This is a genomic window from Lelliottia jeotgali, assembly GCF_977070485.1.
In genome coordinates this window covers 187,046-213,700 of sequence record NZ_CDRVFO010000010.1, presented here as the reverse complement: position 1 = coordinate 213,700, position 26,655 = coordinate 187,046, and the positions used below count along the sequence as shown (strand labels likewise).

27 protein-coding genes are annotated in these 26,655 nt (G+C 62.2%); 17 read left to right on the top strand and 10 right to left on the bottom strand.

Annotated elements, in window-relative coordinates:
• Window positions 1–28: 28 nt before the first annotated feature.
• Window positions 29–805, top strand: coding sequence for a ParA family protein (locus ACW4TB_RS16940; protein WP_012313816.1), 777 nt, complete (start codon window positions 29–31; stop codon window positions 803–805).
• Window positions 806–826: 21 nt separating this feature from the next.
• On the opposite strand, the gene ACW4TB_RS16935 is transcribed toward ACW4TB_RS16940, so the two are convergent.
• Genes ACW4TB_RS16935 through ACW4TB_RS16920 form a run of 4 tightly spaced genes read right to left on the bottom strand, consistent with a single transcriptional unit; the run spans window position 827 to window position 3,615 of the window.
• Complete coding sequence (locus ACW4TB_RS16935; RefSeq protein WP_012313815.1) at window positions 827–1,561, bottom strand: amino acid ABC transporter ATP-binding protein; 735 nt, start codon at window positions 1,559–1,561, stop codon at window positions 827–829.
• Window positions 1,548–2,195, bottom strand: a complete 648-nt coding sequence (locus ACW4TB_RS16930) for an amino acid ABC transporter permease (protein WP_012313814.1) — start codon at window positions 2,193–2,195, stop codon at window positions 1,548–1,550. The genes ACW4TB_RS16935 and ACW4TB_RS16930 overlap by 14 nt, the downstream gene beginning before the upstream one ends.
• Window positions 2,196–2,861: an amino acid ABC transporter permease gene (locus ACW4TB_RS16925; protein WP_012313813.1), complete on the bottom strand. Its 666-nt coding sequence runs from the start codon at window positions 2,859–2,861 to the stop codon at window positions 2,196–2,198.
• Between the two features lie 22 nt (window positions 2,862–2,883).
• Window positions 2,884–3,615, bottom strand: a complete 732-nt coding sequence (locus tag ACW4TB_RS16920; protein WP_233100437.1) for a transporter substrate-binding domain-containing protein — start codon at window positions 3,613–3,615, stop codon at window positions 2,884–2,886.
• A 332-nt stretch (window positions 3,616–3,947) separates the two neighbouring features.
• Here ACW4TB_RS16920 and ACW4TB_RS16915 point away from each other — a divergent pair, with 332 nt between their 5' ends.
• The 4 genes from ACW4TB_RS16915 (at window position 3,948) to ACW4TB_RS16900 (ending at window position 7,642) form a co-directional block, all read left to right on the top strand.
• On the top strand, window positions 3,948–4,631 hold the full coding sequence (locus tag ACW4TB_RS16915; RefSeq protein WP_012313811.1) for a FadR/GntR family transcriptional regulator: 684 nt from the start codon (window positions 3,948–3,950) through the stop codon (window positions 4,629–4,631).
• A gap of 193 nt (window positions 4,632–4,824) precedes the next feature.
• Complete coding sequence (locus tag ACW4TB_RS16910; protein WP_012313810.1) at window positions 4,825–6,162, top strand: MFS transporter; 1,338 nt, start codon at window positions 4,825–4,827, stop codon at window positions 6,160–6,162.
• 185 nt (window positions 6,163–6,347) lie between these two features.
• Window positions 6,348–6,797 (top strand): type II 3-dehydroquinate dehydratase, encoded by a 450-nt coding sequence (gene aroQ / locus ACW4TB_RS16905; protein ID WP_042111314.1) that lies wholly within the window; start codon window positions 6,348–6,350, stop codon window positions 6,795–6,797.
• A complete protein-coding gene (locus tag ACW4TB_RS16900; protein ID WP_279928624.1) occupies window positions 6,794–7,642 on the top strand; it encodes a shikimate dehydrogenase in 849 nt (282 codons plus the stop codon). The genes aroQ and ACW4TB_RS16900 overlap by 4 nt, the downstream gene beginning before the upstream one ends.
• Before the next feature lie 49 nt (window positions 7,643–7,691).
• Here the strand turns inward: ACW4TB_RS16900 and ACW4TB_RS16895 are convergent, their stop codons facing one another.
• Together ACW4TB_RS16895 and ACW4TB_RS16890 are read right to left on the bottom strand one after the other, a co-directional pair.
• Window positions 7,692–8,228, bottom strand: coding sequence for a thioredoxin family protein (locus tag ACW4TB_RS16895; RefSeq protein WP_279928622.1), 537 nt, complete (start codon window positions 8,226–8,228; stop codon window positions 7,692–7,694).
• On the bottom strand, window positions 8,218–8,493 hold the full coding sequence (locus ACW4TB_RS16890; RefSeq protein ID WP_042111311.1) for a DUF2790 domain-containing protein: 276 nt from the start codon (window positions 8,491–8,493) through the stop codon (window positions 8,218–8,220). Before ACW4TB_RS16890 ends, ACW4TB_RS16895 begins: the two co-directional genes overlap by 11 nt.
• A 217-nt stretch (window positions 8,494–8,710) precedes the next feature.
• Between ACW4TB_RS16890 and ACW4TB_RS16885 the strand changes: the two genes are divergently transcribed.
• From ACW4TB_RS16885 to ACW4TB_RS16870, 4 genes are all read left to right on the top strand, one after another.
• Window positions 8,711–9,451 (top strand): response regulator, encoded by a 741-nt coding sequence (locus ACW4TB_RS16885; RefSeq protein ID WP_012313805.1) that lies wholly within the window; start codon window positions 8,711–8,713, stop codon window positions 9,449–9,451.
• A complete protein-coding gene (locus tag ACW4TB_RS16880) occupies window positions 9,445–10,734 on the top strand; it encodes a sensor histidine kinase (RefSeq protein ID WP_455843027.1) in 1,290 nt (429 codons plus the stop codon). Before ACW4TB_RS16885 ends, ACW4TB_RS16880 begins: the two co-directional genes overlap by 7 nt.
• 161 nt (window positions 10,735–10,895) lie before the next feature.
• The gene (locus tag ACW4TB_RS16875; RefSeq protein WP_279928619.1) at window positions 10,896–11,513 is read left to right on the top strand and encodes a ferric reductase-like transmembrane domain-containing protein; all 618 of its coding nucleotides are present in this window, start codon (window positions 10,896–10,898) and stop codon (window positions 11,511–11,513) included.
• Window positions 11,514–11,527: 14 nt separating this feature from the next.
• Complete coding sequence (locus ACW4TB_RS16870; protein WP_279928616.1) at window positions 11,528–12,016, top strand: HvfX family Cu-binding RiPP maturation protein; 489 nt, start codon at window positions 11,528–11,530, stop codon at window positions 12,014–12,016.
• Between the two features lie 128 nt (window positions 12,017–12,144).
• Here ACW4TB_RS16870 and ACW4TB_RS16865 read toward each other — a convergent pair whose 3' ends face one another.
• The 4 genes from ACW4TB_RS16865 to ACW4TB_RS16850 all read right to left on the bottom strand — a co-directional run bounded on the left by ACW4TB_RS16865 (window position 12,145) and on the right by ACW4TB_RS16850 (window position 20,855).
• Entirely contained in the window at window positions 12,145–12,696 is a 552-nt protein-coding gene (locus tag ACW4TB_RS16865) for a DUF4174 domain-containing protein (RefSeq protein WP_012313801.1), read from the bottom strand.
• A 228-nt stretch (window positions 12,697–12,924) separates the two neighbouring features.
• Window positions 12,925–17,421, bottom strand: coding sequence for an NEL-type E3 ubiquitin ligase domain-containing protein (locus tag ACW4TB_RS16860; protein ID WP_279928582.1), 4,497 nt, complete (start codon window positions 17,419–17,421; stop codon window positions 12,925–12,927).
• Window positions 17,422–17,500: 79 nt separating this feature from the next.
• Window positions 17,501–19,861 carry a DNA polymerase II gene (locus ACW4TB_RS16855; RefSeq protein WP_012313799.1) on the bottom strand — a complete coding sequence of 787 codons (2,361 nt, stop codon included), beginning with the start codon at window positions 19,859–19,861 and terminating at the stop codon, window positions 17,501–17,503.
• 73 nt (window positions 19,862–19,934) lie between these two features.
• The gene (locus ACW4TB_RS16850; RefSeq protein ID WP_012313798.1) at window positions 19,935–20,855 is read right to left on the bottom strand and encodes a LysR substrate-binding domain-containing protein; all 921 of its coding nucleotides are present in this window, start codon (window positions 20,853–20,855) and stop codon (window positions 19,935–19,937) included.
• 160 nt (window positions 20,856–21,015) lie between these two features.
• Here ACW4TB_RS16850 and ACW4TB_RS16845 point away from each other — a divergent pair, with 160 nt between their 5' ends.
• The 8 genes from ACW4TB_RS16845 (at window position 21,016) to ACW4TB_RS16810 (ending at window position 26,623) form a co-directional block, all read left to right on the top strand.
• A complete protein-coding gene (locus ACW4TB_RS16845) occupies window positions 21,016–21,798 on the top strand; it encodes a YqcI/YcgG family protein (protein ID WP_012313797.1) in 783 nt (260 codons plus the stop codon).
• A gap of 2 nt (window positions 21,799–21,800) precedes the next feature.
• On the top strand, window positions 21,801–22,427 hold the full coding sequence (locus ACW4TB_RS16840; RefSeq protein WP_012313796.1) for a LysE family translocator: 627 nt from the start codon (window positions 21,801–21,803) through the stop codon (window positions 22,425–22,427).
• A gap of 42 nt (window positions 22,428–22,469) precedes the next feature.
• Window positions 22,470–23,564 carry a protein kinase family protein gene (locus ACW4TB_RS16835; RefSeq protein ID WP_012313795.1) on the top strand — a complete coding sequence of 365 codons (1,095 nt, stop codon included), beginning with the start codon at window positions 22,470–22,472 and terminating at the stop codon, window positions 23,562–23,564.
• Between the two features lie 174 nt (window positions 23,565–23,738).
• On the top strand, window positions 23,739–24,416 hold the full coding sequence (locus tag ACW4TB_RS16830) for a hypothetical protein (protein WP_455843024.1): 678 nt from the start codon (window positions 23,739–23,741) through the stop codon (window positions 24,414–24,416).
• Window positions 24,417–24,512: 96 nt separating this feature from the next.
• Window positions 24,513–25,214: an AzlC family ABC transporter permease gene (locus ACW4TB_RS16825; protein ID WP_012313793.1), complete on the top strand. Its 702-nt coding sequence runs from the start codon at window positions 24,513–24,515 to the stop codon at window positions 25,212–25,214.
• Window positions 25,211–25,525, top strand: a complete 315-nt coding sequence (locus ACW4TB_RS16820) for an AzlD domain-containing protein (RefSeq protein ID WP_012313792.1) — start codon at window positions 25,211–25,213, stop codon at window positions 25,523–25,525. The genes ACW4TB_RS16825 and ACW4TB_RS16820 overlap by 4 nt, the downstream gene beginning before the upstream one ends.
• Entirely contained in the window at window positions 25,522–26,355 is an 834-nt protein-coding gene (locus ACW4TB_RS16815; RefSeq protein WP_012313791.1) for an AraC family transcriptional regulator, read from the top strand. The genes ACW4TB_RS16820 and ACW4TB_RS16815 overlap by 4 nt, the downstream gene beginning before the upstream one ends.
• 40 nt (window positions 26,356–26,395) lie before the next feature.
• Window positions 26,396–26,623 (top strand): hypothetical protein, encoded by a 228-nt coding sequence (locus tag ACW4TB_RS16810; protein ID WP_279928570.1) that lies wholly within the window; start codon window positions 26,396–26,398, stop codon window positions 26,621–26,623.
• The last annotated feature ends 32 nt before the right edge of the window (window positions 26,624–26,655 follow it).

Sequence of the window (26,655 nt, the reverse complement as noted above, 5' to 3'; positions counted from 1 at the left end):
TTTACCTTCTTCATGGATGAGCGTCTAAATGCGTCGTGTGGTTTTCAATCAGAAAGGTGGCGTGGGCAAGTCAAGCATCGCCTGCAACCTTGCCGCCGCCAGTGCCGCCGAGGGTTATCGCACGTTGCTGGTGGACCTCGACCCGCAGGCCAACGCCACCTACTACCTCACTGGCCTCACCAACGACGCCATCCCCGCCGGCATCGCCGACTTTTTTCGCCAGACGCTGTCGCCCGTCACCGCTGCCGGCAAAAAGCACCGCGTGGCCATCACTGAAACCCGCTACCGCAACCTGCACCTGGTGACCGCCAGCCCAGACCTCAGCGACTTGCAGAGCAAGCTTGAAAGCAAGTTCAAGATCAACAAGCTGCGCAAGCTGTTGGTGGAGCTGGGCGAGGACTACGAACGGATCTACATCGACACCCCGCCTGCGCTCAACTTCTATACCTTCAGCGCTTTGGTAGCAGCTGAGCGCCTGTTGATCCCGTTCGATTGCGACAGCTTCTCGCGCCAGGCGCTGCACAGTGTCATGGCCGAAGTCGAGGAGCTGCGCCTGGACCACAACCCGGCGCTGCAAGTGGAAGGCGTTGTGGTCAACCAGTTCGCCGGGCGCACAGCGTTGCACCAGAGGTTGGTTGACCAACTGCGCAGCGAGGGCATGCCCGTGCTGCCGGTGTACTTGAGCAGCTCGATCAAGATGCGAGAGTCGCACCTGGCGTCGGTACCTCTGGTACACCTGGCGCCACGGCACAAACTGGCGATGGAGTTCGTCGACCTGCTCGATGCGCTGGAGCGGGCTGCCTGAGCTGCACCGACCGATACAGGCTCAGGCCGATACCACTGAGCCTATGAAATTGGCCAGTTCGGCCGTTTTCGGTGCCGCGAAGACTTCACGCGGGTTACCCACTTCATGCACCTTGCCATGGTGCATGAACACCAGTTTATCGCCCACTTCGCGGGCAAAGCGCATCTCATGGGTGACCATGATCAGGGTCATGCCTTCACTGGCCAGCTGGCGCACCACGCCCAACACCTCGTTGACCAGTTCGGGGTCGAGCGCCGAGGTGATCTCGTCGCACAGCAGCACCTTGGGCGACATGGCCAGCGCCCTCGCGATCGCCACCCGCTGTTGCTGGCCACCGGAAAGCCGGTCGGGGTAGGCATCGAATTTTTCCGCCAGGCCCACCCGCGCCAGCATCTGTTCAGCCAGTTGGCGCGCCTGGGCCCTGCTGGCCTTCTTCACCACCTGGGGCGCGAGCATCACGTTCTCGCCCACGCTCAGGTGCGGGAACAGGTTGAACTGCTGGAACACCATGCCCACTTTCTGACGCAGGGAACGCAGGTCAGCGCGGCCGGCATCGAGGTATTCACCGTCCACCTCGATCACGCCATCGCTGATCGACTCCAGGCCATTGAGCGTGCGCAACAAGGTACTTTTGCCCGAGCCGCTGCGGCCGATGATCGCTACCACCTCGCCCTCTTCGATGCTCAGGTCGACGCCCTTGAGCACATGGTTGTCGCCGTAGTATTTGTGCAGCGCGGACACTCTAAGCAGGGGCATGCAGCCTCCTTTCCAGATAACGGGCGCTCAGCGAGAGCGGGTAACAGAGGATGAAATAGCCCAGCGCGACCAGCCCATAGACCATGAACGGCTCGAAGGTGGCGTTGGCCAGCATGCCGCCGGTCTTGGTCAACTCGGTGAAGCCGATGATCGACGTGACCGCCGTGCCTTTGACCACCTGCACCGAAAAGCCCACGGTCGGTGCTACGGCAATGCGCAACGCCTGTGGCAGGATCACATGGCGCAGCTGCTCCATGCGGCTCAGTGCCAGGCTGCCGGACGCCTCCCACTGGCCGTTTGGAATGGACTCGACACAGCCGCGCCAGATCTCGGCAAGGAACGCACTGGTGAACAGGGTCAGGGCAATGGCAGCCGCCATCCAGGCAGACACATCCAGGCCGAACAAGGCAATGCCGAAAAACACCATGAACAGTTGCATCAGCAATGGCGTGCCTTGAAACAGCTCGATGTAGCCCCGCGCCAGGCCACGCAGCCACGGCCATTGAGCAATGCGTGCGACCAGCACCAGCAGCCCGGCCAGGCCACCAAAGAAGAAGGCCACCAGCGACAACAGCAAGGTCCATTGCAGACCGATCAGCAGGTTGCGCAGGATGTCCCAGAAGGTGAAGTCCATTCAGCGTCTCCCCATCAGCAAGCGCTGCCCCAACCATGCCAGCAATTGACGCAAGGCGATGGCCATGACCAGGTACAGCACGGTGGTCAGCAGGTAGGTTTCAAATGCACGGAAATTGCGCGACTGGATGAAGTTGGCGGCGAACGACAGTTCCTCGGTGGCGATTTGCGAACACACCGCCGAGCCGAGCATGACGATCACGATCTGGCTCGTCAGTGCCGGCCATACCTTGGCCAGGGCAGGCTGCAACACCACATGACGGAACGCCTCGAAGCGGCTCATGGCCAGGGCTGCAGCAGCTTCCAGCTGGCCCTTGGGAATGGCCTGAATACCCGCCCTGATGATCTCGGTGGAGTAGGCACCCAGGTTGATCACCATAGCCAGCACCGCTGCCTGCCACTCGGTCAGGCGAATGCCCAGCGCCGGCAGGCCGAAGAAGATGAAGAACAGCTGGACGATGAAGGGCGTGTTACGGATCAGCTCCACATACAGGCCAAACAGCATGTCGAATGGGCGCACACGCCAGGCGCGAACCCCCGCGCCGAGCACGCCGATGGCCACGCCCAGCAAGGTGCCGACCACCGTCAGCTGCAGGGTGAACCAGGCGCCCTTGAGCAATAGGGGGGCCTGGGCCAGCACGGGGGCGAAGTCGAATTCATAGGCCATGGTGACAGGCTCCGGGTACAGCTCAGAGGTCGGCCGGCAGCGGCTGCTTCAGCCATTTTTCGGCATTGCGGTTAAGGCTACCGTCGGCCTTGGCGGCTTCAAGCGTGGCATTGACTTTGTCCAGCAGCGCCGGCTCGTTCTTGGCCAGGCCCACATAGACAGGCGAGTCCTTGAGCTTGACCTTGACTACCGGCACCTTGGCCGGGTTCTTCTGGGCAATGGCGGCCATCACCACGCTGCCGCTAGCGATCAGTTCGACCTGGCCAGAGAGGTAGGCGGCGATGGTCGAGTTGTTGTCTTCAAAGCGCTTGATCACCGCCCCCTTCGGCGCTACGGCGCTCAGTTCCATGTCCTCGATCGAGCCACGGGTGACGCTGATGGTCTTGCCAGCGACTGCGTCGATCCCCGCGATGTCCACCTCGGCCGGGCCGAATACGGCCAGGTAGAAAGGCGCATAAGGGCGGGAGAAATCGATCACCGCCGCACGCTCCGGGTTCTTGCCCAGGCTGGAAATCACCAGGTCGACCTTGCCTGTGGTGAGGAACGGTATGCGGTTGGTGCTGTTTACCGGGGTCAGGGCCAGCTTCACACCCAGCTTGTCTGCCAAAAGCTGTGCAGTGTCGATGTCCAGGCCACGGGGCTTGAGGTCTGGCCCGACCGAGCCGAAGGGTGGGAAGTCCTGGGGCACTGCCACCTTGAGCACGCCACGGGCGCTGATGTCGGCCAAGGCATCAGCCTGGGCGGTTGGCAGCATGAGGGCGCTGCTGCAGAACAGGCTGGCCAGGAACAAGGTGCGGAATGTCTTCATGGTGTGGCCTCGCAGATAACCAGGGAAAAGAGTGCTGGCTGGCCAGTGCACGGGCCATGCCAAAGTCCATGCTGGCACTGGCTTTACGTGCGCATGCCCTGCGCTGAACGGTCTTACTGGTCTGAACAGTCGCCTGCCTGCCCAGTCGCCCCGCCGCCGTCACGCCCCGCTTTTGTGCAAGGCCGCATTTGCCTGCATCAGCGCGGAGCAATGCTTGCAAGCGCCTGACAATGGCCGTAAAAAGCCAAGGTCATCGCCCTCCGACCGGTCTGAACAGCATGCTCGACACCCTACCCCGCGCCGTCCCCGAACAGGCCCTGCAAGGCATCCGCAAATTGATCGAAGACGGCGGCTATCAGCCCGGTGATGCCCTGCCCTCGCAGCGCGACCTTGCCGAGCAGCTGGGGGTCAGCAGAGCCTCTCTGCGAGAAGCGCTCTCCTCCCTCAGCGCTTTAGGGTTGGTGAGCGTGCAGCCGGGCAAGGGTGTGTTCGTGCAAGCGCCAACGCCTTCGGCATTTGCCTGGCCCTATGCCGAACAGGTCTCTGCAAGCGACACCTTCCAGCTGCGTTACGCCTTGGAGGGTTTCGCCGCTGGGCAGGCGGCACTGGCACTGACTGCGGACGACATCGATCGCCTGGAAGTGAATGTAGAGGCGATGCATCAGGAGTTGCGCGCGGGCCGCTTCGAAGCCGCCGCACGGCTGGATTTCGCCTTTCACCAGCAGTTGCTGCAAGCCTGCGGCAACCAAGCCATGCTGCAGGTGATCACCGCCAGCCAGGAGATTTTTCTGGAAAGCCAGAAGCTGCCCTTCATCCGCCCGGAACGGGCGATGGAAACCTGGCAGGAACACCGCAAGATTTTGCGCGCCCTGGCTCGACGCTCACAGTCGGCGGCGCAGAAGGCGATGCAGGAGCATATTCGCAACGCGGCTTCGCGAACCGGGGTGGTTTTTTCGGTGTAACGCCCGCTAATTGCTGCACTGACGGCGGCGTGGCCACGAAGGGGCTCACGCGGTCAAAACAGATATCTGGGCGTCGTCCTCGAAGAAGCGCCCTGTCGCTCGCACCGGTTTACTGCCTGCAACAACAACGATGACGCGGCCAGACCGCTTCACTAATCCGCCAGGCTGCCTTTGAAAACCGGAGCGCTTCCACATGTCCGCATCTCACGAGGTATCCCCCGCCACCCTGCGCCGGGTCATCGCCGCCTCCGCCATCGGCAACTTCGTCGAATGGTTCGACTTTGCCGTCTATGGCTTTCTCGCAACGATTATTGCCAGTCAGTTCTTCGCCAGCGGCGACGCCAGCGTGGCCTTGCTGAAGACCTTTGCCGTTTTCGCCGTGGCCTTCGCCTTGCGGCCACTGGGCGGGATCGTGTTCGGGGCGCTGGGTGACCGGCTGGGACGCAAACGCATCCTGTCACTGACCATCCTGCTGATGGCCGGCTCCACCACACTGATCGGCCTGCTGCCGACCTACGCCAGCATCGGCCTTGCAGCCCCTGCCCTGCTGACCCTTGCACGCTGCTTGCAGGGCTTTTCTGCCGGCGGCGAATATGCCGGTGCCTGCGCGTACCTCATGGAGCACGCACCGCAGAACAAGCGCGCGTTCTACGGCAGCTTCGTGCCCGTTTCGACCTTTTCTGCCTTCGCCTGCGCGGCGGTGATCGCCTACGGCCTTGAGGCAAGCCTGTCGGCCGAAGCGATGGCAGCCTGGGGCTGGCGCATACCGTTCCTGGTGGCTGCGCCGCTCGGCCTGGTGGGCTTGTACCTGCGCTGGCGCATGGAGGAAACCCCGGCATTTCGCGAGGCCATCGCTCAAGGCAAAACCCATGAACATTCGCCACTCAAGGACACGTTGCGTAACCATGGCCGGGCCATCCGCAACCTGGGTGCCTTCATCTCGCTTACAGCGTTGTCCTTCTACATGTTCACCACTTACTTCGCCACCTACCTGCAGATGGTCGGCAACCTGACCCGCGCCCAGTCGCTGCTGGTGACCACCGTGGCCCTGCTGTTCGCTGCCATCGGTTGTCCGCTGGCCGGCGCGTTCTCAGACCGGGTCGGGCGGCGCAAGACCATTGGTTTCACCTGCCTGTGGGTAATGGTGTGTGTATTCCCGGCTTATTGGTTGGCCAGTTCCGGGTCGGTGACGGCCGCGCTGATGGGGGTCATCCTGTTGGCGGTGGGCGCACTGTGCAGTGGTGTGGTAACCGCCGCGTTGCTGTCGGAGAGTTTCCCGACCCGCACCCGCTACACCGCATCGGCGATTACCTACAACGTGGCCTATACGCTGTTTGGCGGCACCGCACCGCTGGTGGCGACCTGGCTGATCGGACAGACCGGCAGCAGCCTGGCGCCGGCGTTCTACCTGGTGGTCATCGCGCTGGTGGCGCTGGTGGGTGGGTTGGCTTTGCCGGAGACATCGCGAATATCGTTGCATGAGGAAACAGCCGGGGGTGAGGTGGGTCGCGAGGCCGCCAGCACGGTTTGAGAGGTGGGGCTGCATTGCAGCCCTTTCACAACAAATGGTGCCTTCAAGAGCACGCGCGCTGAGAACGCTTTGCTCCGAGTCCGATAATCGCCCACTTTCCACGATGCGACACCTAACCCAATTGACGAAACTAACCAGGTGGTACAAACATACGGGCATTCAACAACAACAAAGTGATGCCCGCCATGAAGCCCCTTATCCTTGTGCTCAACGGCCCCAACTTGAACATGCTGGGTACTCGCGAGCCTGCCCAGTACGGCCGTGAAACCCTTGCTGACCTGGCTCAGAGCTGCGCAGACACCGCGCAGGCCCACGACCTGGAAATCGAATTTCGCCAGACCAATCACGAAGGCGATCTGATCGACTGGATCCACGCTGCCCGTGGTCGCTGCGCCGGTATCGTGATCAACCCAGGTGCCTGGACCCACACCTCGGTCGCCATCCGCGACGCGCTGGTCGCCAGCGAGTTGCCTGTGATCGAAGTGCACCTCTCAAACGTGCACAAGCGCGAGCCGTTCCGCCACCTGTCGTTCGTCTCGTCGATCGCGGTTGGTGTTATCTGCGGTCTGGGTAGCCACGGCTACCGTATGGCTCTGGCGCACTTCGCCGAAATGTTCCAGGAGCAGGCAGCATGACTCAGCCGGCCATCCTTGCCGGCCTGATCGGCCGTGGTATTCAGCTGTCGCGCACCCCTGCCCTGCATGAACATGAAGGCGATGCGCAGGACTTACGCTACCTCTATCGCTTGATTGACGCCGACCAACTGCAGCTGGACGACAGCGCCTTGGCGCAATTGCTCGAAGCCGCCCAGCACACGGGCTTCACCGGGCTCAATATCACCTACCCGTTCAAGCAGGCGATCCTGCCACTGCTCGACGAGCTGTCCGATGAGGCCAGGGGTATCGGTGCGGTCAACACTGTGGTCCTCAAGGACGGCAAGCGTGTGGGCCATAACACTGACTGCCTGGGCTTCGCCGAGGGCTTGCGTCGCGGCCTGCCCGACGTAGCGCGCCGGCAAGTGGTGCAGATGGGTGCCGGCGGTGCTGGCTCGGCAGTGGCCCATGCGTTGCTGGGCGAAGGGGTCGAGCGGCTGGTGCTGTTCGAAGTGGACGCAGCGCGCGCACAAGCACTGGTCGACAACCTCAACGGCCACTTCGGCGCAGGTCGAGCCATTGTGGGCACAGACTTGGCGGCTGAGATTGCCGAGGCGGACGGGCTGGTCAACACCACGCCGGTCGGCATGGCCAAACTGCCGGGCACACCGCTGCCGGTCAAGCTGCTGCATGCCCGGCTGTGGGTGGCGGAGATCATCTATTTCCCGCTGGAAACCGAGCTGCTGCGCGCCGCACGGGCACTGGGCTGCCGGACCCTGGATGGCAGCAACATGGCTGTGTTCCAGGCGGTGAAAGCGTTCGAACTGTTCAGTGGCCGCCAGGCCAATGCCGAGCGCATGCAGGCGCATTTCGCCAGCTTCATCTGAGCAAGTACCGTTCCTTTGGCGGGTTCCCGCGAAAGGAACGGCGAACACCTCAGCCTTTTTCATCCAGCAACGCCTTTATCACCTTCTCCTGCCCTTCGTAGTCACCTTCACCAAAGTGCACATGCCGCACTTGGCCCTGGCGATCGACAAAGTAGTGCGCTGGCCAGAACTGATTACCCCAGGTATTCCAAACCCGATAATCGTTGTCCACCGCCACCGGGTAAGCGATCCCCAGGCTGGCCACCTTGCGTTTCAACTGGCTGACATCATGCTCGTAGTCATACTCCGGCGTGTGCACACCAACCACCACCAGCCCCTGATCGGCGTACCGCCGTGCCCAGTCGTTGACATGTGGCAGGCTGCGCTGGCAGTTGATGCAGTCCCACGTCCAGAAGTCCACCAGCACTACCTTGCCTTTGAGTTGCGTGGCATCCAGCGCTGGCGAGTTGAGCCACTGACTGGCCCCGGACAGCGATGGCATGGCCCCGTAACTGTCGCGGGCCGCCAGATGGCCAGCCAGCCCCAGGCCGAAGAGCGCCATGGCCACACCGCCCACTTTCAACAGCATGCGGCGCTCAGTTGTCATGGCAACCGCTCGTGGCATAGGTGCGGTATTGCACACTCTGGCGCTGGCCCTGGGAGTTGATGTAATCCATGCGGCTGTTGACCAGGCCACAGGCATCACTCTGGTCATCCTTCACCGACAGCACTTTCTGGATATCAAGCCGGTCGCCATAGCGGTACTGCATGACGCTGGCGTCCTCCATCGGCGGCGTGGATGCCTGGGCAGCCAGGCCGCCGAAGCTGAGCGCGGCGAACAGGCTGGTGCTGGCGAGGGTTTTCATGTTCATGGCATCTCTCCTGTGCATCTTCTGAGGGTGGGGCGTTGTGTTCCCCGGTGAGAGCCATTTCACGCTCGCCAGGTATCAGGCATGTGTCGCCTGACCCTGCGCCCTGCCTCCTGCTGTATCTGTTGCATGGCCAGATACACTGCAATACAAACCTCTGCAGGCAAGCTCATACCTGCTCGGTACACTGCGCCCATTCCCCTTGCACAGGACCCCACCGATGGAGCATGTCGATCACATCCTGATCGTCGACGACGACCGCGAAATCCGCGAACTGGTCGGCAACTACCTCAAGAAGAATGGCCTGCGCACCAGCATCGTCGCCGATGGCCGGCAGATGCGCGCCTTCCTCGAAGCCAACAGCGTCGACCTGATCGTCCTCGACATCATGATGCCGGGCGATGACGGCCTGCTGCTGTGCCGCGAACTGCGCGCCGGCAAGCACCGCAATACGCCTGTGCTGATGCTGACCGCGCGCAACGACGAGACTGACCGCATCATCGGCCTGGAGATGGGCGCCGACGATTACCTGACCAAGCCATTCTCAGCCCGCGAATTGCTGGCCCGCATCAATGCCGTGCTGCGCCGCACACGCATGTTGCCGCCCAACCTGACCATCAGCGAAAGCGGGCGCCTGATCGGTTTCGGCCAGTGGCGTCTGGATACAACCGCGCGCCACCTGCTCGACCGCGAGGGCACGCTGGTGGCCCTCAGTGGCGCAGAATACCGCCTGTTGCGCGTGTTCCTCGACCACCCACAACGGGTGCTCAGCCGCGAGCAGTTGCTCAACCTGACCCAGGGCCGCGAGGCCGATATCTTCGATCGCTCCATCGACCTGCTGGTCAGCCGCTTGCGTCAGCGCCTGGGCGACGACGCGCGCGAACCCAGCTGCATCAAGACAGTGCGCAGTGAAGGTTATGTGTTCTCGCTGCCAGTGCAATTGCTCGAGTCGCCATCATGAAGTGGCCGCGCACCCTCGCCTCGCGCCTGGCACTGATCTTCATCACCGGATTGGTGCTGGCCTACGGGCTGTCGTTCAGCCTGCAGGCCTATGAGCGCTATATCAGCAGCCGCTCGATGATGCTCAGCAATCTGGAACAGGACGTCGCCACTTCGGTGGCCATCCTCGACCGCCTGCCCGCTGCTGAACGCCCCGCCTGGCTGCCCCGCCTGGAGCGGCGCACCTACCGCTATCGGCTGGACGCTGGCGTAACGGGTGCGGCGATGCCAAGCGACGACCCGCCCATGGCCGCCGACTCGATCGTCAAGGCCATCGGTAGCGACTACCGCCTGACCTTCCTGGATATCCCCGGCCCGAATGCCCACTTCCAGGCACACCTGAACCTGGCTGACGGCGCACCGCTGACCATCGACGTCACCCCATCGCCGGTCCCGTTGGCCCGTTGGCTGCCCGTGGTTTTGCTGATCCAGCTGGCGGTATTGTTGCTGTGCACCTGGTTGGCAGTGCACCTGGCCATAGGCCCTCTGACCCGCTTGGCCCGCGCAGTGGACAACCTGGACCCGGACAAGCCCGGCGTACAGCTGGACGAAAGCGGCCCGCGAGAGGTGCGCTACGCCGCTGTGGCCTTCAACGCTCTGCAGGCGCGCATTGCCGCCCACCTCAAGGAGCGCATGCAGTTGCTGGCGGCGATCTCTCACGACCTGCAAACGCCGATCACACGTATGAAGCTGCGTGTCGAGGTGATGGACGAAGGGGTCGAGAAGGACAAGCTGTGGAGCGACCTGGGCGAGATGGAGCACCTGGTGCGCGAAGGCGTAGCGTACGCCCGCAGCATGGATACCAGCACTGAAACCCCGTGCCGGGTCAACCTCGATGCCTTTCTCGACAGCCTGGTGTTCGACTACCAGGACAGCGGCGCCCAAGTGCAGCGCCATGGCAGCACTGGCAGCCTGCTGGAAACCCGCCCCCATGCCCTTCGCCGAGTGCTTGTGAACCTGGTGGACAACGCCCTGAAGTTTGCCGGCGCCGCGGAGCTTGAGGTGTGTCGCGAGGGTGGCATGACCGTGATCCGGGTGCTCGACAACGGGCCTGGCATTCCCGGCGACGAGCTGGACGAAGTGCTCAAGCCGTTCTACCGGGTGGAGGGTTCACGCAATCGCAGCACTGGCGGCACCGGACTGGGGCTGGCCATTGCCCACCAGTTGATCCAGGCCATGGGTGGTCGACTGACCCTGAGCAATCGCGACAGTGGCGGTTTGTGCGCTCAGATCGAACTGGCCTGAAATAAAAATGCGACGCTTTGCAGGAGCGGCCTTGTGTCGCGCCTGCAACAGGCAAGCGATGTACCTACAGTTCGATACACAACGCCATCTCCCCCGACACACTGCAGATACCCCACCCCGACACACTCCCGGTCACACAACCACTCCCCGGGAGCCCCCTGATGAAAGCCCTTGCCTTACCCTCCGGCTGGAAACTGTTCGCAGCCCTCGCCACCCTTACCCTGGCGATGACCGCCTTGGTGCTGGCCAGCCAACCTGACCCGGACGGTTTGCGCAGCGCCATCCGTGCCACCGCCCGCAGCTCCTTCGCGCTGTTCCTGCTGGCGTTTCTGGCGTCGTCGCTGGTGACGTTGCTGCCAGGCACATCAAGCCGTCGCATTCTCCAGGAGCGACGCTACATAGGGCTGGCATTCGCTTTCTCCCACACCGTGCATGGCTTGTTGATCTACCGCTATGCCCAGCATTTTCCCGAGCTGTTCTGGGCCGGCCGTACATTCGCGTCCAGCCTGCCCGGCACCGTCGGCTACCTGTTCCTGCTACTGCTCACCGCCACCTCCTTCAAAGCCCCCATGCGGCTGTTGGGCGGTCGCAACTGGCAGGCCCTGCACAGCAGCGGCATGTGGGTGCTGGCGGCCGTGTTCTGCCTGTCGTTCTACAAACGCATCCCCATGGGTGGCTGGTACCCGCTAGCGTTCGCCCTGATGTTCAGCGCTATCGCCGTCAAGCTCACCGCCAAGCTGGCCCGCCAACAACGCCGCAGCGCTCGTACCCTTTCCTGAAGAGACAACAGCAAATGACTACCTTGACCCGCACCCTGTCCGCCTTCGATCGCTTCGGAACCTGGAGCGCCGACCTGCCGTTACGGCTGTTCCTGGCCTGGGAATTTTTTGAATCCGGCCTGGAGAAATTCAACGCCAGCAACTGGTTCGGCGACATTCAAGGCAGCTTCCCGTTCCCCTTCAACCAGCTGCCGGCAGAGCTGAACTGGCAGCTGTCGATGTGGGCTGAGCTGATACTGCCGTTGCTGCTGTTGCTGGGCCTGGGGACGCGGCTGGCGTCATTGGGGCTGATGGTGGTGACCGTAGTGGCAATTGCGGCGGTGCACTGGCCGGCGCACTGGTCGGGCCTGGCTGAGCTCGCCCAGGGATATACGATTACTGACCAAGGTTTTGGCAACTTCAAATTGCCCTTGATCTACCTGGTAGCGTTGTTGCCACTGCTGCTGAAAGGGGCCGGGCGATTGAGCCTCGATCATTGGCTTGGAATGCAGTTCAGCAAGTGATCGCCGGGGCTGCTCTGCAGCCCCCTCAAACGGCGCCAGGCGCGCAAAGCGCACCTTCAGCGCGGCATCGCGATGAAGCCATCATGGTTACCTCAGGCCCCAAACAACCCTGGGGCCATGATATGAGTTCAGTCTTCCAGCGGTTTGGGCGGGGCCGCCGGTTTGGCTGGCTTGGCCGGCTTGCTGTCCTTGGCCTTGGCTTCAGGGGCCGCCGCTACGGGCTCGGGCGCCGCTACCGCCTTTTCGCTGGCAGGCAGTTCATCGACCGCCTTGAAAATCACCTGCGGATCGATGGGCTCGCCAGTCTCGTCGTCCTTGAGCATGTGCCGCTCGCCGTCCTTGCCCACCAGGATTACCTTGGTACCCTTGCTCGCGCCCAGTTTCAGTTCACGAATCAGGGCCATGGTGGTCTGCTGCTCAAGGTTCTTGTCCTCTCGCTTGCCCATCATGTTGGCGACGCTGTACAGCACAAGGTTGCGTTCCTTGAAGGCTGCCTGGGTAGCCGGGTCCTCAAGTGCCTTGTTCAGCCCGCGCAAGGTGGGGTCGGCACTGCTCGGGGCGATAACCACCAATGGCCTGGCCTTGCCCAGTTCCTTGGCTAAAGGCGCATCACTGTCTGCGGCAAACAGGGGGCCGGTAACAGCAAGCAGGGTAGCGAGGGTCAGTGACCGGACGAGCATGCGTATCTCCTTATTGTCTCGATAAACCAATGACTACAGATCACGGAGAAAAATCCGACAGGGAGCCTAAACCACTTCACGCAAGAACGGGCTGGGGAAAAGTAACCGTCGATTTCCGAGCTTCCTGAAGCCAAAGCAACGGCGCTGGCGCCAACCACCGTCACCTTGACTGAGCATAGCCCAAAGCCGCTTTGGACAGGACCCGGCAAGCCCTTACCCTGAATGCCGTCAACGCACATGGATCCCTGATTCTTCTGGCCCCACTTCCATGGCCCGAATTGTCATGTCCAGCATCAGCCCCCTGCGTGCAGCGCGCTGCGCATCACGAATGCCATCCGCCTGTTCCAGCTTTGCTCCCTCGGTGAGCGCTTCATCGTCAAGCAGCGTTTCAAGCTGGCGCCTGAACGGCAGATCGACCGCAGCGAATCGGTCAGGGTGGGTACGCTCGAGGTGCGCCTGCCAGAATTCGCGGTCGACCATCGACCTGGCAATCTCGCTTGGGTTTTCCGAACCCCGCACCGCAGCTTCTGCCTCTGCCAGGTCCGCGTCCAAAACGCCTGAAATAGCATGGAAGCTCATACCTCCCACCTGCACGGGCAGGTCAAGCCGCTCCCTTAGCCCGACCCTGAAGGCCAACCCCACTTCGCTCCCTTCCTGTTCCCTGCCATGCTGGAGTGCCCAACTGGCAGCAAACCGGTCGACTTTGTCCTGGCGCCATAAACGCCGGCCCAGGCTCAGCAAGGCACGCTCGCTTTTCCCGGGAGCGGCATGTTCAACTTGCCAAACCAGCAGGTTCAGCTCGAGGTTGCTCAAGCACCAGGTTGCACCATCCTGGCACCCCCACTCATCATTGGCCACGGACAGCAGGTTCTCCCTCAGTTCCGGCGTCATGGCCATCGCCTGCAGTACCGCCATCACCCGATTGCCCATGGCACGTGCATCGACACGAAAATCCTCGGACAGCAACAGCTGGCGCAGGACACGGAAAAAACGTTCAGTGTCTTGCTCTCCATCCAGCGAGTCCCAGGCCGCAAGTATCAAGCCGCGATGCTCCGGGGCCACCGCATCCCCCCATACTTCACGAGCGTAATTCAGCCGCAGAAGAACCTGCTCGTCGTCCATTGCAGGAATGTCGCTCCTCAACGAGGCTTGCAAGCGAAGCGTCTGGGCCTCGCCCAAGGGGTTCGCACTCAGGCGGATCCTGCGCCTACGCTGCACGGGCAACTGGTAGAAATGCTCTGGAATCTGCCTGATCCGGTTCTCCCTCAAGTCCACGGATATCAGCTGAGCGCGGTCGAACAGGCCCGGTGGGAATTGCGTTATCTGTGTGTCGCGCAGGTTCAGCCAACGCAGTTCGGTCAAACCGGCCAGCGTAAATCGACGCCCCAGCGGGTTGTGGGACAGGTCGAGGGATTGCAGGCTCGTACAACTGGCCAGTGTGGCGGATTGCGCCAGGTTCAGACGGATCCGGTTGTTGGGCAGACTGAGGTGCCGTAGTTGCGTTATCTGCAGCAACGGGCGCGGTAGGCACGTCAGCAGGTTACCCCCCAGATCGAGGGTTCGCAGGTTAGGGAAAGCCAGCAGGAAGCTGCTGGGCACCTCCAGAAGATCCAGGTGCAGTAGCGAAAGGTTGGTAACGCCTCTGAAGCTGACCTGCGCGGGTATGTTGGGCAGTCTGCCCGCCCTGAAGTTGCAGAACATGACATGCAGGTTCTGTTGCGCCTCGATTTGCAGTTCCCCCACACCAACCGATCGACTCCAGCTACTGAGTAACGTCTCGCGCAAGGTATCCCGATCTTCCCTGGCATCGCCCTGTTCCTGTGCAACCCATGTATCCAGTGTGTTGCGAAGAGCCATGAGTTCATTGCGAAGGTCGGTCAGTTCCCGTTCAAGTTGGTGCCCTGAGCGCCGAGCATCAGCGGCGAAAGTCTCGATCTGCTCATCACTCAACCAAGGAAAGAGATCCCGCAGCGCCGCCCTCAGGGCACTGCCTCTTGACGCGAAGCCACTCACTCCACCGCCACCTAGCGGGTAACCTAATCGCCCATCGGCCAGGCGTATGGGCGTTCGAACAGCACCCGGGCGTACCGCACCGAGCAGACGACTCATCTCATCACGACGCCGGACCGCTTCACGCCCCAGCATCACCCTGAGGTTATGCGAAAACGGGTCGCCGATCCCCATCGCCTCACGCTGCTCTTGGGTATAGGCCGGCGCCATGACGTCGAACAACTCCCCCGCCTCACCGATCGCCGTGCCTTGGTCATCAAGCAACTGGAACGTGCCGTTCGTGTGCAGCAAGTCAAACGTACGCAGCCCTTGTTCGGTCCGCGTCAACAACGGCCCGCCCAGGTAACCTTCATGCAAACGCCAGCGCACACCGTGTTGGCGCCCAGGCAGATACCGCAACAGGCCCAGAGCTACCCTTGCCAAGTCTGCATTCTGCGGCGTATCGAGGTAAAAGGCTTCCAATACCCGAGCCTGACGGATAGCCAGCAGGCTGGTCCTTGCCGCTTCCGCCAAACCCAGCGCAACTCTGCCACTGGACAGCAGACGCCGGCGATCAACGCCGCTGGCGGCGTGTACCAGCGCACGTGCGGCACGTGCGTGCAGCCCGGGGAAGATCCGGCGCAGCGCAGCGCTGCCAGGACTGTCGCCGGGCTGCAGCGCTTCGTACAAGCGCTGCAGCAATGTTCGGCGCTGAATCCGTACCAGCTCAGCCAGCGCCTGATCTGACAACCCTCTCGCGCCGGGCAACCCCCGTGCATGATCAAGTGCTGCCGTATCTGCAACCAGCTCGCCGCTGCGCAAACAGCCAACCAGGCTGCGAATACGCTGATCGAGCCCGGCTCGCTGCACGCTGTCGAGCATTTCTGGGCTTGGTGCCTGGGCATATACATGCAAGCCACGCACGTCGTCGCCATCAAGGCCATGAAACAGGAGAACCAGATCGATCCCTTCGTCATCCAGCCTGCTGAATGGTTCGCCCAGGCGACGGAACATACGGTAGGTATTGCGCCACAGGGCCGGTTGATCATTCCATAACCGCCAGGCGCCTGCACCATTGTGACGTAGCATCGGACCATGGCCGTCGACGGGGCGCAGGCGCCATTGACCGTCGCCGGCCGCCTCGGTCACGCGATAGTGATGCCCGTCCATTTCGATCCAGGCCCGCCCATCCAGGCGCCGGATGCCCAGGGCGTCCGGGCTTGCGGCTGCAACGGGGGCCTGGGTTTGAAACGGGGCCAAGTCTTGTTGCCAGAGTTTGACGGTGCCGTCATCCAGCCGAGCCGGCACCATGGCGTCGACCCGCATGGAACGGGCCCAGAGCCGTCGGGCCACGCCAACCCCCACTGCGGTGGTCGCAAGCACGGCAAGGTCGGTGGCAACATGGGTCAAATGGTCGAGCGCCTCTTGGCGATCCCCTTCGTGCCAGGCCTCGAAGCCATGGTAGACCTCCCCCAACAGCTCCCAGGCCGTCACGGCAAGCAGCGCCAGGCCAAGGCCCGGCACAAAGAAACTGGCCAGGTTGAGCAGCGTCCATCCTTCGGCCGCCAGGCGCTGGTCATGCTCGCGTTGAACCGCACGATCAAGCCGTGCTACAGGCACCGCGATCAACGCTGCATCTTCCTTGATCTGGCGGATACATGCCTGTGCCAGGCTGTTGAACAACGGTTGCGGGTACGCGTGCAAGCGCGGATCGAGATCGCGAAAAGCCCAGTCCGCCAGATCATCGAAGAGCGCCGTGACCTGCGTGAAAAACGCCTGGCTGTCACGTCGCAGCACCAAGCGGCTGAAAAACCGCTGATAGGTTTTGTCTCGCAGGCGACGCCCCAGCTCACGGTTCAGTTTGTCGAGGCTCTCGAACGTGCTCCACGGCGCTACAGGATCCCCTGGCACATAGAGCAGGACACGGCGCGTTGTGTCGAACAAGACGCCCTGGTCAATCACATCGAACACCACCACCTGCTGGATGTGGCAACCCAGCAACCTCAGCTGCCTGGCCTGCACAAGATCGCCCCCCAGGCGCAGCAGCTTTCCATCTGTGCACACTGCCACCACCCACTGGAGCTCGCTGTCATCCAGTTTTCCCTCCTGCCTGGCTTTGTAGGCATCCACCAGCATGGCGTAGCGGCTGGCATCCACAAGCTGAGATTCCACACGCCTGGTATCACCCTCAGGTTTTAAAATGGCATCCAGATAACGTTGATACCGTTCACCCAGGTCCAGTTCACGGCACAGTGCGGCAAGCTCGATGCTCGTGGGCTCTGTAGCCCTCCCCTGGCACGGGACCAGCAGTCGGTTGCCGGGAGGCTGGCCACCTGCCCGGGCCTGTTCGGCAGTGAAGTTGCGCAATACCACCTCAAGCAGCGGCTTTTCTTCATACACCACTTCGGTGAGGTGAGCGCCTACCGGCTGACTGTTGATCACAGGTTCTCGATGGCCCTCCACAAACTTGAGCGAGCGCGAGTTGCAGTCAAGCCCGTAACGCTCGCCAAGGGCCTCTTCCAGTTTCGATGCTACGAAACTGTCGATGCCTTCGATGCCGCGCAGCAGCGCATCTACCTGCTCACGGCTGCGAAGGCTGTTTGCCAATGCCTTGCTGATTGCTGGCAATTGCTCGGTAGGTGCCTGACGCAACCAGAGCGGCAGGCGCTTGCCGAGTATGGCGTCCTGGAAAGCATCGATGGCTGCCTGTGCGCTTGATAGCGGAGGAGTGTGCATTGCTCGAGGCCTCTTCATGAAAAGAGGCCAGCTTAGGCAGCGTGCTCTGCGACAGGCGCTAGATAGCTAATGCCTGTGGTCAGAACAACTGCAACTGGCGGCCGGTCAAGGTCGCAAAATCATCGCCAACGAACGGCAGGATTGCATCAGCTACCGGCTGCAACTGCCGGCTGAGGTAATGTTCGTAGTCGATCGGCGATTGCAGGTTTTCCATCGGCTCGGGGCCGGCGGTAGTGATGACGTAACTGATCCAGCCCCCACGCTGGTACTGGCGAGGGCGACCAAGGCGGCTGTTGTACTCATCGGCCTGGCGCGCGGCACGCACATGGGGCGGCACATTGCGCTGGTAATCGGCCAGCGGCCGGCGCAGGCGCTTGCGGTACACCAGCAGGTTGTCCAGGTCGCCCGCCAGGGTCTGCTGCACATAGTGGCGCACATAGTCGCGATACGGCTGGCCGCGAAAAATCCGCCCATACAGCTCCTGCTGAAACTGCTGTGCCAGCGCAGACCAGTCTGTACGCACCGACTCCAGGCCTTTGTAGACCACATTCTCGCTGCCATCGGTACGCTGCACCAGGCCCGCATAACGCTTCTTGCTACCCTCATCGGTGCCACGGATGGTAGGCATCAGAAAACGCCGGTAGTGCACTTCGAACTGCAATTCCAGTGCGCTTTCCAGGTTCATCTGCTCGCGCAGGTGCTCACGCCACCACCGGTTGACATGGGCCACCAGTTCGTGACCGATCTGCGCGGCAGCCGCTTCGCCATGAGCGCCCTTGAGCCAGACAAAGGTGGAGTCGGTATCGCCATAGATGACCTCATAGCCCTTGTCCTCGATCAGCGCGCGGGTCTGGCGCATGATCTGGTGACCGCGCATGGTGATCGACGAGGCCAGGCGCGGATCAAAAAAGCGGCACCCGCTCGACCCTAGCACCCCGTAAAAAGCATTCATGATGATCTTCAGCGCCTGCGACAGCGGCGCATTACCCTCACGCTTGGCCGCTTCCCGGCCCTGCCAGACACGCTCGACAATGGCCGGCAGGCAATGCTGACTGCGCGAGAAACGCGCACCGCGAAAACCTTCTACCGAGTGCTCATCGTCGGGCAAGCGCAGGCCTTCGACCAGCCCCACCGGGTCGATCAGAAAGGTACGGATGATCGACGGGTAGAGGCTCTTGTAGTCCAGCACCAGCACCGAGTCGTACAAGCCTGGGCGCGAGTCCATGACAAAGCCACCGGGGCTGGATTCGTCGGGGCGGCTGCCAAGGTTGGGGGCAACAAAGCCCATACGGTGCATCTGCGGTATGTACAAGTGGCAAAACGCAGCGACCGATCCGCCGCTGCGGTCTACCGCCAGGCCGGTGACCGAAGACCGCTCCAGGAGGAACTCGAGCAGGCGGGTATGGGCAAAGATGCGCGTAACGAGCTCACAGTCCTTGAGGTTGTAACGTGCCAGGGCCGGTTTGTCCTCGGCAAAGCGACGGTTGATCTCGTCCATGCGCTGGTAAGGCGTGTCGATGGCCTTGCCTTCACCCAGCAGCGTCTGGGCAACGCTCTCGAGGCTGAAGGACGGGAAGCTCCAGGTCGCCGAGCGCAGTGCTTCGATACCATCGATCAACAGCCGTCCCGGAGCGTCGGCGAATACATGGCCGCCACCGGAGTGGCTGCGCACGGTCATCGGAGCGCCGTTGCGCCCCAGGGCCAACGGTACCTGCAACGACCTGGCGTGCTCATGCAGCAGGCGCAGGTCGAACTGCACAAGGTTCCAGCCGATGATCGCGTCCGGGTCATGCCTGGCCATCCACTGGTTAAGGCAGGTAATCAAGGCGGCGCGGTCGGGGCAATACTCCAGGTCGAAGTCCAGCCCGGTGGCATCGCCGTTGGCCGGGCCCAGCATGTACACCTGCCGCTGGCCGCAGCCTTCCAGAGCGATGCTGTACAGCTCGCCATGCTCGCTGGTTTCGATGTCCAGCGACACCAGGCGCAGTGCCGGGCGATAGCCGGGCAGTGGCCTGAGCTGGGCTTCACGGTAAACACCCTGTGCATCCGGTTGCCCGGCGAACTGCACCGGCGCCGTGATGAAGCGCTCCATCAGGTAGCGCTCCGGCGGGCGGATATCGGCCTCGAATACGTCGATACCGGCAGTGCGCAGGCGCTGCTCCAGTTGCATTAGTTGGCGATGCTGGCGTGTATAGAGGCCGAGCATCGGGCGATGCTCGAAGTCCTTCAGGCGCAGCGGCTTGAACTGCGTACCTGTTTCGTTGGCCAGCAGCAAACGGGCGTGCTCGGCCTGCGCCTGAGGAATGAACGCCACCGACTCCTGCGCCGCCAACCGCAGCAGCCGCGGCCCAGCATCGGTGGCCAGCCAGAATTCCACGCAGGTGCCTTCCGGCGTATCGTGCCAATGCCGGGTCAGTACAAAGCCCTGCTGCAACTCCACCGTGACGACCTCTGCTTGAAAAAGACGATTCTACGCTAGCGCGCCACCGTCACGAAGCCGCTTCGACTGGTGTTCAACCGTACAGGTAGTTGATGTCCTTGTAGGCCAATGGCGGCACCTGCCCCAACAGGAAGTCGCGCATCTTGTGCATTTGCCGCGCCTTGGGGCTGGACTTGAGCCAGGTCATGTAATACCCGTCTCCGGTCGCCACTGCATGCTTGAACGGGGTGACCAGGCGCCCTGCGGTCAGGTCGGCACTGGCCAGCACCAGGTCGACCACGGAAATTCCCAGGCCCTGCTGGGCCGCAGAAATGCCCTGGTCAAGGGTGTCGAACACCTGGCCCTGATCGATGCTGATGTCCAGGGCATCCATGCGCGCCAGCCAGCGCCGCCAGTCGCGCCGGTCCGATGAAGGATGCAGCAGTTCACACTGGCGCAGGTCACCCAGTGCCGGCTGCTCATGCGCCATGTAGTCTGGGTGACACACCGGAATCAGCCATTCGTCGAACAGCTTGAAACTCTCGATGTCGGAGGCAAACCGTCCGTTGGACAAAAGAAAGGCGCAATCGTAGGGCTCGGAGTAAAAGTCCACCGTGTCGATGTCCATCCAGACGCTCGACAATTGTACGCTGCAGCTGTCATCGACTTTCTTGAAGGCATCCAGCGCCCGCAGCAACCAGCGGACCGTCAGCGTCGAGGGCGCCTTCAAGCGCAAGCCGTAGCGGTCCTGACGCAGCAGTGCACAGGCGTTCTCGATGATCTTGAAGCCCACCTTGAGCTCCTGGGCCAGCAGGCGCCCATGTTCAGTGAGGCTCAACTTGGGCCCACGTCGCTCGAACAGATTGCAGCCGAACAGGCCTTCGAGGGTCTTGATGTGGTGGCTGACGGCGCCTTGGGTCAGTGCCAGCTCTTCGGCCGCGCGGGTGAACGACCCGTAACGTGAGGCGACCTCGAAGGCACGCAGAGCGTGCAACGCCTGGATCCGTTCCGACATGATGCCCCCAAAGCATGAGTGAGACTAATAGTAGGTCATAGTACCACGCGTTTTACAACGTTAGGTACGCCTCAGAAAATGCAGGTAAACAACCAAGATAAGCCAATAACCTGCCTGCATGTGTCTTGAATTTTCTACTTATTAAACGCCTGGGGAAATCATGTTTACGGGTTATGGAAACTGCTATCGCCTGGACGCGCTAGAGCTGGCCGCTGAACATGTCCGGAACACGCAGCACTGGACGCACAAAACGATACAACATTTTCGCAACATCCTCGCCAACCCTGACTTTCCGTGCCTGTTCGGGCGCAAGGCAGTGGCCGGGGAATCCTGCCACATCCTGTTCGCCCGCGCCGAGCAGCTCGCCGATGACATCGCACAAGGGCTGGCCGAATACGTGCGCACCATAGCACCGGTGCCGGTCAAGCAACGCATTGGCAGCCCGCTGGTGGTGTTTCTCGAAACTGCCGCCGACAGCAGCCTGGCCGAACAGCAGGCACTGGCCTGGAAGGTGCTGCGCGGCGTCCATGCCCGTGACCCGCACCCATGGCCGCAAGCGATCCCGGCCGACCCACACGACAGTGGCTGGTCGTTCTGCTACGCCGGCATGGCGTTGTTCATCAACATGAACTTTCCCGGCCACCATCAAATGAAAAGTCGCAACCTGGGCAATCACATCACCTTCGTCATCAATCCGCGGGAAAACTTCGATGAAGTGGCCAATGCCGATACCGAGAGCGGCAAGCGCATCCGTGCACGCATCCGCGAACGCGTACAGCACTACAACGACGGCGTGATGCCCGACAGCCTGGGTTTCTTCGGCCAGGCCGACAACTTCGAATGGAAGCAATACCAACTGCAGGAAGCAGGCTCGCTCAACCCGTCGCGCTGCCCCTTTCATGCCCCCGTCCACGCAACACCAGACACCCAGATCGAGAACTGACCGTGAATACCGCACTGACCGCTACCTACGCCCTGACCGTACTGCTGCTGATCGCCACACCAGGCCCGGTCGTGGCATTGATCGTCAACACCGCCGCGGCCTCTGGTTCGCGCAAGGCCATGTTCACCGCCGTGGGCACCAACTGGGCTTCCCTGGTGCTGATCGGCGCCGCGGCCTGGATCATCCTCACCAGTGCAGCCATCGACAAGGCCTGGCTCAGCGGCATGAGCCTGCTCGGCTGCCTGTTCATCGGCTACATCGCCGTAGGCACCTTGCGCGAATACCTGCAGGCGCCGGCCTGCCAGGCACTGGCGCAAACGCCCAAAGCTGGGCGTGGCGGTTTGTGGCAAGGATTCATGGTCGGTATTTCCAACCCCAAAGACATCATCTTTTTCATTGCCTTCTTCCCACAGTTCATCCAGATCACCGAATCGTTCGGCAAAAGCATGATGGTGCTGTCCCTGCTGTGGGTAGCCATCGACTTCGCCGTGCTCAGCCTTTACATCTTTGCCATCGGCAAGATCGCCTCGCAGCGTAGCAATCGGATGATTTCACTGGCCTCGGGGGTTGCGCTGTTGCTGATCGCAGTCGGCGGCCTGGCCTACAACATCAAGGAGCTGGCGGGCTGACGCCTCGGTGCGAGACGCCACGCCGGACAACAAGGAGCGCCCATGACCCAGTCCAATACCGCAACATTAGGCCCGGGCTTGCCTGCGCCACTGTCGCTCGACTACCAGCGTTTCCTGCAACTGGGTAGCCGCCGTGCCCCGCACACCCTGCATGTGCACGAAAGCGGCTACCGTTCCGGCACCATCAACACCGATGCGCTCGGTTTGCGCTACAGCCATTGTGCCGGCAAGCGATTCTCGGCCGCCGAGTATGGCGGCACCGGCCGTGTCAACTTGCTCGTTGGCGGTTCGACCGCATTGGGGATCGGTGCCAGTTCCGATGAGAATACGGTGGCATCACACCTGTCGATGCTCACCGGAGAAGTGTGGTTGAGCTTGGCCGGCTGTGGGCTCAATGCCAGCCAGGAACTGCTGCTGTTTCTCACCCATCAGCATCGCTTCGGCGAAGTCGGCCACGTGGTGGTGCTCAGCGGCATCAACACCTTGGCCCACGAGGGCCTCGGCGAAATGCTAGGCGGCCCGCACGCTGCGCTGCATGCCAAGGCCTATCGGAACTACCTCAACAGTTTCAACGAAGGCGTGCTACCTGCCAGCCCGGCGCGCCGGGACTCGCTGTGGCAACGCCTTGGCCAGGCCCTGGCTCCGCGTCGGCAGCTGCCGCCCCCCGCCTGGCCATTGTCCGCCCCACAGAAACGCCTGGCACAGGCTGCCGACCGCATTGGCCGTACCTTGCGTCAATGGGAACGCTTGCTTGCCGACAGCCACGCCACCCTTACCTTCATTCTCCAACCGCTGCTGCCATGGTGCCGTGAAACGCTGCCTGCCGCAGAGCGAGCCATGCTGTCGGCATTGGAACAGCAACCGACCAACTTCGACCGACTGCTTGAAGGTGCCTTTGACAGTCAACTGCACATGGCCTTCTTCAGGCGCATCAAGAGCCAGGCAGACCCGGTGCCGTGTTACGACATGAACAGCATGCTGAGCAGCTCCCCTGTATTCGGGGCCGAGCTGTTCATTGATCGCTTGCACCTCAATGATTTGGGCAACAATGCGCTGGCCAAGGTGATCACCGCCAAACTGGGCCTTGCCCAGGAAAAAATTGCCCAACGCAAGGTCACACCGATCAAGCTCGTCTGACAAATGTGCGTTGCCCTTTCGGTCGGGCCTTCCGGTTGGCTAGAATAGGCCGTCGTTCCGATACGCCTGAGGCGCAAGTGTACTTGTCATGAACACCCGAGCCGTCCACCAGTACCTTTCTACTTATCCGGGCTGTGTTGCCAGTGAGGCCCGCCTGTGAGTGGTTTCGCCCGCGTGCCCGCACTCCTCATCTCGCTGATGCCGTTTGCCGCACAAGCGCTCGACGTGCGTATCGACCCGCATGCCGACCTGCTTTATCGCCAGGCCCTGCCATTGCTGGAGCAGGCCGATAACCCGGACGCTAACGGCAACACGCTGCGCACTGCCATTGGCGGCGATCCGGAACTCAAACGCCAAGGCCAGGCCATGGCCCGTACGCTTCCGACTGCGGTAGCCCTGCTTGAAAAGTCAGTGGAACTCGGCCATCCCGTGGCCCAATACCGTCTGGCACTGTACTACACGACCTACCTGCCAGCGGCGCAAATCCCTGATGCTGCATGCCCATTGCTCGAGGCCAGCCTCCAGCAGGGCTTTGCCCCGCCCGCTACGGCGATCGCCACCTGGTGCCCACCGTATAACGCCAGCCCCCGGTACCGCGAAGCACTCGAAGCGATCCCGGGCATGGCCACGCTGTATGCGCCCTACTACCCGCAACCGGCCACACGTCTGGCTTGCAGCCGCAGCCAGCCACAAGGGTTGGAAATGCAGTGGGGGCGCCAACGCGACTATCAGGCTGAGGTGTATCGGTTACTGGGCGACCTCGATCCGCAGCACCGCCGGGATTTGCTGCAAAAGGCGGTGGAAATTAATGGTTGCGTAGCTGCACAACGGCGGTTGACCAGCCAGCGTTGATCGTTGTTCTGGCCGTGGCAAACCAGCAAGATCGTTCAAGCAACCTGCCCCACCCTCTGGCATGCTGCGCTACCGAACAATAGTGTTGCAGCCATCATGCAAAGCAGTCCGCCTATCGCCCGCCAAGCTTTTCTGCACGGCGCCATCGCCATTCTTCCGTTATCACTGGCCGTTGCTCCTTGGGGCCTGCTTGCTGGCTCGATGGCCATCGAGGCCAACCTCAGTGCCTGGGAGGGTCAGGGCCTTTCGGCGATCGTGTTCGCTGGCGCCGCGCAACTGGTGGCGATCGGCATGCTCAAGGGCGGCGCCAACCTGCTATCGATTCTGCTGACCACACTGCTGCTCACCTCGCAGCATCTGCTTTACGGCTTGTCGATGCGCCCGGTGCTATCGAACCAGCCGCTGCGCTGGCGCCTGGGCCTGGGTTTCCTGTTGACCGATGAGTTCTTCGCGTTGACCAGCCACTATGACCAACAGCAATTCAACCGCTGGTACGCGCTGGGTGTCGGCCTGACCTTCTACGTGGCCTGGAACCTGTTCACCCTGGCCGGGATCGTGCTGGGCCAGAACATCCCGCATCTGGACCAGCTGGGTCTGGATTTTTCCATTGTCGCCACCTTCGTCGCCCTGATCGCCCCGCTCGTGCGCAACCTCGCCACGGTAGTGTGCGTGGCGGTGTCGCTGTTCTGTTCAGTCCTTTTCAGCTACTGGCACTGGGAAACCGCGCTGGTGGCCGCTGGCCTGCTGGGTATGGCTGCCGGCTTTATCTGCCAGAAATTTTCCGGAGGCCGCGTATGACCTGGTTACTGATCTTTGCCATGGGCGCCGTAGTGTTCCTCAATCGCTACGCTTTCCTGGAACCGCGCCTACCGCTGCGCCTGAGCTCCAATGCCCGGCAGTTTCTGGGCTTTGCCGTGCCGGGCATGCTCACCGCCATTTGCGGGCCTATCGTCTTCCTGCCCGGCCACCAGCTGGACCTGAGCCCGCTCAACCCCTACTTGCTGGGGGCTGTAGTGGCCATCGTCCTGGTGTTGTTGACCCGCAGTGTATTGCTGAGCATGCTGGTGAGCATGTTTATCTTCTTCCTGCTGCGCAGCTGGCTGACATGAGCACACCCCTGCGCGAACAGACCCACCTTTGGCAGGCGCCCGCGCTGGGCGATGTCGAGATGCTGCATGCGCGCTACATTCAGCAACGCTTCGCCCCACATGTTCACGAGGGTTACGTGTTCACCGTGATCGAGTCGGGTGCCCAGCGCTTCTGGCACCGCGGCAGCGAGCACCTGGCACCCGTGGGCAGCATGGTGCTGATCAACCCGGACGAACTGCATACCGGCGCTACAGCCCATGAGGCTGGCTGGCGCTACCGCGGGTTTTATCCGGAGCATGAACGGGTGACCGGCGTGCTCGACGAGCTGGAACTGGGCCGCCACGGCATGCCCTGCTTCAAGGACAGCGTGATCCAGGACCCGGCCCTGGCCATCGCCTTCAGCAAGCTGCATCGGCTGTCCGAAGCCAGCGCCAGTGCCCTGCAGCAACAGACCGCCTGGCGCCAGGCGGTTCTGGCCTTGGTACAACGACACGGCCAATGCGCTGAACCCGCGCCCCCTGGCCACGAACCACTGGCCGTAGCCCGCGCCCGCGAGCTGCTGGAGAGCCAACTGGCAGAACCGCCTTCGCTCGAAGCACTGGCAGGCGCGGTTAATCTATCGCCGTTCCATTTCGCCCGGGTGTTCCGCCAGGCCACCGGCCTGCCGCCGCATGCCTGGCTGAAGCAACGGCGCCTGGCCCGTGCCCGGGAAATGCTCAAGAGCGGCGTGACTGCAACCGGCGTGGCTTTCAACCTGGGCTTCGCTGACCAGAGCCACCTCAGCCGGCAATTCAAACAGGCCTATGGCGTGACCCCGGGCGCCTATCGCACCGCCTGCCTGCACGGGTAACTGCTGCTACACTGACAAGGCTGAATTGGAGGATCCTGCCATGTCCGAAAGAGAGTTCACCACCCTCATATCGTTGATGAACCAGCGCCAGGCCTGCCTGAGCAGTGCCTGCAAAGAGATCGCCGACTGGATCGACCGGCAGGGTGACGTGCCCGCCGCTGGCAAGATCCGTGCAAGTCTCAAGGCCCTGGAGGCCGACGAAGCCCAGGTCCGCAAGACCTTGACCTCGCTGACCCTGGAAAGGCCGCTGCCGCGTTTTCGCAGCTGAATGAAGTGGGGCCGCTTAGCGGCCCCGGATCA

What these genes read in the sequence shown, in the direction of transcription:
- ACW4TB_RS16940 (WP_012313816.1), top strand. Translation starts at nt 29, where the DNA reads ATGCGTCGTGTGGTTTTCAATCAGAAAGGTGGCGTGGGCAAGTCAAGC.
- ACW4TB_RS16935 (WP_012313815.1), bottom strand. Translation starts at nt 1,561, where the DNA reads ATGCCCCTGCTTAGAGTGTCCGCGCTGCACAAATACTACGGCGACAAC.
- ACW4TB_RS16930 (WP_012313814.1), bottom strand. Translation starts at nt 2,195, where the DNA reads ATGGACTTCACCTTCTGGGACATCCTGCGCAACCTGCTGATCGGTCTG.
- ACW4TB_RS16925 (WP_012313813.1), bottom strand. Translation starts at nt 2,861, where the DNA reads ATGGCCTATGAATTCGACTTCGCCCCCGTGCTGGCCCAGGCCCCCCTA.
- ACW4TB_RS16920 (WP_233100437.1), bottom strand. Translation starts at nt 3,615, where the DNA reads ATGCTGCCAACCGCCCAGGCTGATGCCTTGGCCGACATCAGCGCCCGT.
- ACW4TB_RS16915 (WP_012313811.1), top strand. Translation starts at nt 3,948, where the DNA reads ATGCTCGACACCCTACCCCGCGCCGTCCCCGAACAGGCCCTGCAAGGC.
- ACW4TB_RS16910 (WP_012313810.1), top strand. Translation starts at nt 4,825, where the DNA reads ATGTCCGCATCTCACGAGGTATCCCCCGCCACCCTGCGCCGGGTCATC.
- aroQ (WP_042111314.1), top strand. Translation starts at nt 6,348, where the DNA reads ATGAAGCCCCTTATCCTTGTGCTCAACGGCCCCAACTTGAACATGCTG.
- ACW4TB_RS16900 (WP_279928624.1), top strand. Translation starts at nt 6,794, where the DNA reads ATGACTCAGCCGGCCATCCTTGCCGGCCTGATCGGCCGTGGTATTCAG.
- ACW4TB_RS16895 (WP_279928622.1), bottom strand. Translation starts at nt 8,228, where the DNA reads ATGACAACTGAGCGCCGCATGCTGTTGAAAGTGGGCGGTGTGGCCATG.
- ACW4TB_RS16890 (WP_042111311.1), bottom strand. Translation starts at nt 8,493, where the DNA reads ATGAACATGAAAACCCTCGCCAGCACCAGCCTGTTCGCCGCGCTCAGC.
- ACW4TB_RS16885 (WP_012313805.1), top strand. Translation starts at nt 8,711, where the DNA reads ATGGAGCATGTCGATCACATCCTGATCGTCGACGACGACCGCGAAATC.
- ACW4TB_RS16875 (WP_279928619.1), top strand. Translation starts at nt 10,896, where the DNA reads ATGAAAGCCCTTGCCTTACCCTCCGGCTGGAAACTGTTCGCAGCCCTC.
- ACW4TB_RS16870 (WP_279928616.1), top strand. Translation starts at nt 11,528, where the DNA reads ATGACTACCTTGACCCGCACCCTGTCCGCCTTCGATCGCTTCGGAACC.
- ACW4TB_RS16865 (WP_012313801.1), bottom strand. Translation starts at nt 12,696, where the DNA reads ATGCTCGTCCGGTCACTGACCCTCGCTACCCTGCTTGCTGTTACCGGC.
- ACW4TB_RS16860 (WP_279928582.1), bottom strand. Translation starts at nt 17,421, where the DNA reads ATGCACACTCCTCCGCTATCAAGCGCACAGGCAGCCATCGATGCTTTC.
- ACW4TB_RS16850 (WP_012313798.1), bottom strand. Translation starts at nt 20,855, where the DNA reads ATGTCGGAACGGATCCAGGCGTTGCACGCTCTGCGTGCCTTCGAGGTC.
- ACW4TB_RS16845 (WP_012313797.1), top strand. Translation starts at nt 21,016, where the DNA reads ATGTTTACGGGTTATGGAAACTGCTATCGCCTGGACGCGCTAGAGCTG.
- ACW4TB_RS16835 (WP_012313795.1), top strand. Translation starts at nt 22,470, where the DNA reads ATGACCCAGTCCAATACCGCAACATTAGGCCCGGGCTTGCCTGCGCCA.
- ACW4TB_RS16825 (WP_012313793.1), top strand. Translation starts at nt 24,513, where the DNA reads ATGCAAAGCAGTCCGCCTATCGCCCGCCAAGCTTTTCTGCACGGCGCC.
- ACW4TB_RS16820 (WP_012313792.1), top strand. Translation starts at nt 25,211, where the DNA reads ATGACCTGGTTACTGATCTTTGCCATGGGCGCCGTAGTGTTCCTCAAT.
- ACW4TB_RS16815 (WP_012313791.1), top strand. Translation starts at nt 25,522, where the DNA reads ATGAGCACACCCCTGCGCGAACAGACCCACCTTTGGCAGGCGCCCGCG.
- ACW4TB_RS16810 (WP_279928570.1), top strand. Translation starts at nt 26,396, where the DNA reads ATGTCCGAAAGAGAGTTCACCACCCTCATATCGTTGATGAACCAGCGC.